The organism is Pseudomonas protegens (assembly GCF_003732485.1).
Classification (GTDB): Bacteria; Pseudomonadota; Gammaproteobacteria; order Pseudomonadales; family Pseudomonadaceae; genus Aquipseudomonas; species Aquipseudomonas protegens_B.
This window is the reverse complement of sequence record NZ_MOAK01000056.1, coordinates 107,981-112,021: the sequence shown is the minus strand read 5'-3', so window position 1 is coordinate 112,021 and position 4,041 is coordinate 107,981. Positions and strand designations below refer to the sequence as shown.

The window sequence follows — 4,041 nt, the reverse complement described above, 5'->3', positions numbered from 1 at the left end:
CCCCCAGCGTCACCCTGCCGATGCTGCCCATCGGCGGGCCGATCATCTCCTCCACCGAAGCCCTGGCGCCCAAGACCCTGCCCAAGCGCCTGACCGTGGTCGGCGGCGGCTATATCGGCCTGGAGCTGGGCATCGCCTATCGCAAGCTCGGGGTCGAGGTCAGCGTGGTGGAAGCCCAGGAGCGCATTCTCCCGGCCTACGACGCCGAGCTGACCCAGCCGGTGCTCGAATCGGTGAAGCAGTTGGGGATCAAGCTCTACCTCAAGCACAGCGTGCTGGGCTTCGATGCCGCCAGCAGCAGCCTGCAGGTACGCGAGCCCAACGGTGACACCCTGAACCTGGCCACCGACCAGGTGCTGGTAGCCGTGGGCCGCAAGCCCAACACCCAGGGCTGGAACCTGGAAAGTCTGAACCTGGACATGAACGGTTCGGCGATCAGGATCGACAACCGTTGCCAGACCAGCATGCGCAATGTCTGGGCCATCGGCGACCTGAGCGGCGAGCCGATGCTGGCCCACCGGGCCATGGCCCAGGGCGAGATGGTGGCCGAGCTGATCGCCGGCAAGCAGCGCGAATTCAACCCGGCGGCGATTCCCGCGGTGTGCTTCACCGACCCGGAACTGGTGGTGGTCGGCAAGACCCCGGACGAGGCCCGCGCTGCCGGCCTGGATTGCATCGTCAGCAGCTTCCCGTTCGCGGCCAATGGCCGGGCCATGACCCTGGAATCGAAAAGCGGTTTCGTGCGGGTGGTGGCGCGCCGTGACAATCACCTGATTGTCGGCTGGCAGGCCGTGGGGGTCGGGGTCTCCGAGTTGTCCACGGCGTTTGGCCAATCCCTGGAAATGGGCGCGCGCCTGGAAGACATCGGCGGCACCATCCACGCCCACCCGACCCTGGGTGAAGCGGTCCAGGAAGCGGCGCTGCGGGCACTGGGCCACGCCCTGCATCTGTAACCATTCAAGGGGTACACAGGACAGTGCCCAGGTAGGAGCGAGCTTGCTCGCGAAAGGGCTGACGGGAATAGCCAAGCGTTCGCGCCGGGGCCTTCGCGAGCAAGCTCGCTCCTACAGGGGGGTATGGGGGCTGTTATGGAGGAAGCTTCATGAGCAGGCCAAGTTTTTTGCGCACCCTCCCATCGTCCGGGATGCGGTGCGCCCCCGGAATGCAGTATTGTTGTGCCCATCCAAAAAAACGTCAGAAGCCTTGAGCCGTTCCGACGGTTGTTAAGCGATAGAGGGTGTCATGGGTAACGAAAGCATCAATTGGGACAAGCTGGGTTTTGACTACATCAAGACAGACAAGCGCTATCTGTCGCACTGGCGTAACGGCGAGTGGGACGCAGGCACCCTGACCGAAGACAACGTGCTGCACATCAGCGAGGGCTCCACCGCCCTGCACTATGGCCAGCAATGCTTCGAAGGCCTGAAGGCCTACCGCTGCAAGGACGGTTCGATCAACCTGTTCCGTCCCGACCAGAACGCCGCGCGCATGCAACGCAGCTGCGCCCGCCTGCTGATGCCACAGGTGTCCACCGAGCAGTTCATCGAAGCCTGCAAGGAAGTGGTCCGCGCCAACGAGCGCTTCATTCCGCCATACGGCACCGGCGGCGCGCTGTACCTGCGTCCGTTCGTGATCGGCGTGGGTGACAACATCGGCGTGCGCACCGCGCCCGAGTTCATCTTCTCGATCTTCTGCATCCCGGTCGGCGCCTACTTCAAGGGCGGCCTGACTCCGCACAATTTCCTGATCTCCAGCTACGACCGCGCCGCGCCACAAGGCACCGGCGCCGCCAAGGTCGGCGGCAACTACGCCGCCAGCCTGATGCCAGGCTCCCAGGCCAAGAAGGCCAGCTTCGCCGACTGCATCTACCTGGACCCGCTGACTCACAGCAAGATCGAGGAAGTGGGCTCGGCCAACTTCTTCGGCATCACTCACGACGACAAATTCGTCACCCCCAACTCGCCGTCGGTATTGCCGGGTATCACCCGCCTGTCGCTGATCGAGCTAGCCAAGACCCGCCTGGGCCTGGAAGTGGTCGAAGGCGACGTGTTCATCGACAAGCTGGCGGACTTCAAGGAAGCCGGCGCCTGCGGTACTGCGGCGGTGATCACCCCGATCGGCGGCATCCAGTACCAGGACAAGCTGCACGTGTTCTACAGCGAAAAGGACGTCGGCCCAGTCACCCAGAAGCTCTATAAAGAGCTGACCGGTGTGCAGACCGGCGACGTGGAAGCGCCAGCGGGCTGGATCGTCAAGGTCTGATTCGCCCCGGCTGCAACCCAGCCCGCCCCTGCTTGCCAGGGGCGGGCTTTTTCATGCCGGCGATTTGCTTCGTCGACTTATTCCTTCCTCCGTTGAGACTTTTCTTGCCGAGGCCGAGCAGCGATCTATATGATAAGCGTTATCATTTGCGACCTTTCTGCCACGGTAATGTCTCGCCATGTCTTTACCCGCTCAAGCCAGTGCCTGCGATCTGACCCAGCTGTATAGCCAGCAGCACCAGTGGCTGAAAAACTGGCTGCGCCTGCGCCTGAACTGCTCCCACAGCGCCGCCGACCTGGCCCAGGACACCTTCCTGCGCCTGCTGGCAAAACCCGAGCCGGTACAGATCCAGGCCCCGCGCAGCTTCCTGGCCAAGGTGGCGCAGAGCGTGCTGAGCAACCACTACCGGCGTCAGAAGCTGGAACGGGCCTACCTGGAAGCCTTGCAGCACGTCCCCGCGCATGTGGTGCCGGACCTGGAAACCCAGGCCATCCTCCTGGAAACCCTGATGCAGCTGGACGCGGTGCTCGAACGCCTGGAACGGCCGGTGCGCCAGGCGTTTCTCTGGTGGCAACTGGATGGCCTGGGCCATGAGCAGATCGCCGAGCGACTGCAAGTCTCGGTCACCACGGTCAAGCGCTACATCGTCAAGGCCGGTGCCCAGTGCATCCTCCTCGACGATCGCCAGGACCTTTCATGAACCCGTCTCAGAACAGCGCCGTGAGCAGCAGCGGCAGCAGCCATGCCCTGAGCATCGACCTGGAGATGGCCGAGCAGGCCATGCAATGGCAGCTCGACCTGCAAGAGCCCGACGTCAGCGCCGCCACCCTGGCCGCCTGGCAACGCTGGCGCCAGGCCCATCCGCTGCATGAAAAGGCCTGGCAACGGGCCGAGGCCCTGACCCAGCGCCTGCAACAGGTACGCAGCCAGGGCCACAGCGAACTGGCCCGCGCCACCCTGGCACCGAACCTTGCACGCCGCCGGGCCCTCAAGCACCTGGGCGTGCTGCTGGTGGCCGGCGCCGGCGCCTGGGCCGCACGGGACACCGCTCTGGTGCAGGACTGGAGCGCCGACTACAGCACTCGGGTCGGGCAGCAGCGTCGTTTCACCCTGGCGGACCAGACCCAGGTGCAACTCAATACCGACTCCGCGATTGCCGTGCGCTTCGACCAGCAGCAACGACGTCTCACCCTGCTGCGCGGTGAAATGCTCCTGACCCTGGCCCGGCAATCTTCACCCCGACCCTTGCAGGTGGAAACCGCCGAGGGCTGGATCGAGGCCACGGCAGCCCGCTTCAGTGTGCGCCAGCAGGCCGGCCGTACCGAGCTGGCGGTCTACCAGGGCAGCCTGACCCTGCGCCCCCGTGATGGCGGGCAGCAGACGCTGTCCCTGGCGGCCGGTGAACAGGCTCGCTTCAACCGCCACGGCCTGCTGCTGCGCCAGAGGCAAAACACCCTGCAACCGGCCTGGAGCCAAGGCATGCTGGTGGCCCAGGGCCAACCTCTGGCGGAATTTCTCGAAGAGCTGGGACGTTATCGCCACGGTCATCTGGCCTGCGACCCGCGTCTGGCGCAACTGCCGGTATCCGGCACCTTTCCCCTGGCCGATACCGACCGGGTGCTGTCCGCCGTGGCCGACACCCTGCACCTGGAAGTGCGCCAGTTCACCCGCTATTGGGTGACCCTCAAACCCCGCGCCACGCTGGGATAAAAAAATAGTTCATTCAGGTGGTCTGTTTTTCGCGCTCGCGAGACTTAACCCCCAGAACATTCATTTGTA

At 64.5% G+C, this 4,041-nt stretch carries 3 protein-coding genes and 1 pseudogene; all 4 read left to right on the top strand.

The genetic code is table 11. The features are described from left to right. Nucleotides 1-953: pseudogene (locus BLX41_RS15825) on the top strand (dihydrolipoyl dehydrogenase family protein); the annotation flags it as partial. Between the two features lie 289 nt (nucleotides 954-1,242). Next, nucleotides 1,243-2,262, top strand: coding sequence for a branched-chain amino acid aminotransferase (locus tag BLX41_RS15820; RefSeq protein WP_123725670.1), 1,020 nt, complete (start codon nucleotides 1,243-1,245; stop codon nucleotides 2,260-2,262). Nucleotides 2,263-2,440: 178 nt separating this feature from the next. Further along, complete coding sequence (locus BLX41_RS15815) at nucleotides 2,441-2,962, top strand: sigma-70 family RNA polymerase sigma factor (protein ID WP_123725669.1); 522 nt, start codon at nucleotides 2,441-2,443, stop codon at nucleotides 2,960-2,962. Beyond that, the gene (locus BLX41_RS15810) at nucleotides 2,959-3,972 is read left to right on the top strand and encodes a FecR domain-containing protein (RefSeq protein ID WP_123725668.1); all 1,014 of its coding nucleotides are present in this window, start codon (nucleotides 2,959-2,961) and stop codon (nucleotides 3,970-3,972) included. The genes BLX41_RS15815 and BLX41_RS15810 overlap by 4 nt, the downstream gene beginning before the upstream one ends. The last annotated feature ends 69 nt before the right edge of the window (nucleotides 3,973-4,041 follow it).

Coding starts and splice junctions, on each gene's coding strand:
- BLX41_RS15810 (WP_123725668.1), top strand. CDS start 2,959: ATGAACCCGTCTCAGAACAGCGCCGTGAGCAGCAGCGGCAGCAGCCAT.
- BLX41_RS15815 (WP_123725669.1), top strand. CDS start 2,441: ATGTCTTTACCCGCTCAAGCCAGTGCCTGCGATCTGACCCAGCTGTAT.
- BLX41_RS15820 (WP_123725670.1), top strand. CDS start 1,243: ATGGGTAACGAAAGCATCAATTGGGACAAGCTGGGTTTTGACTACATC.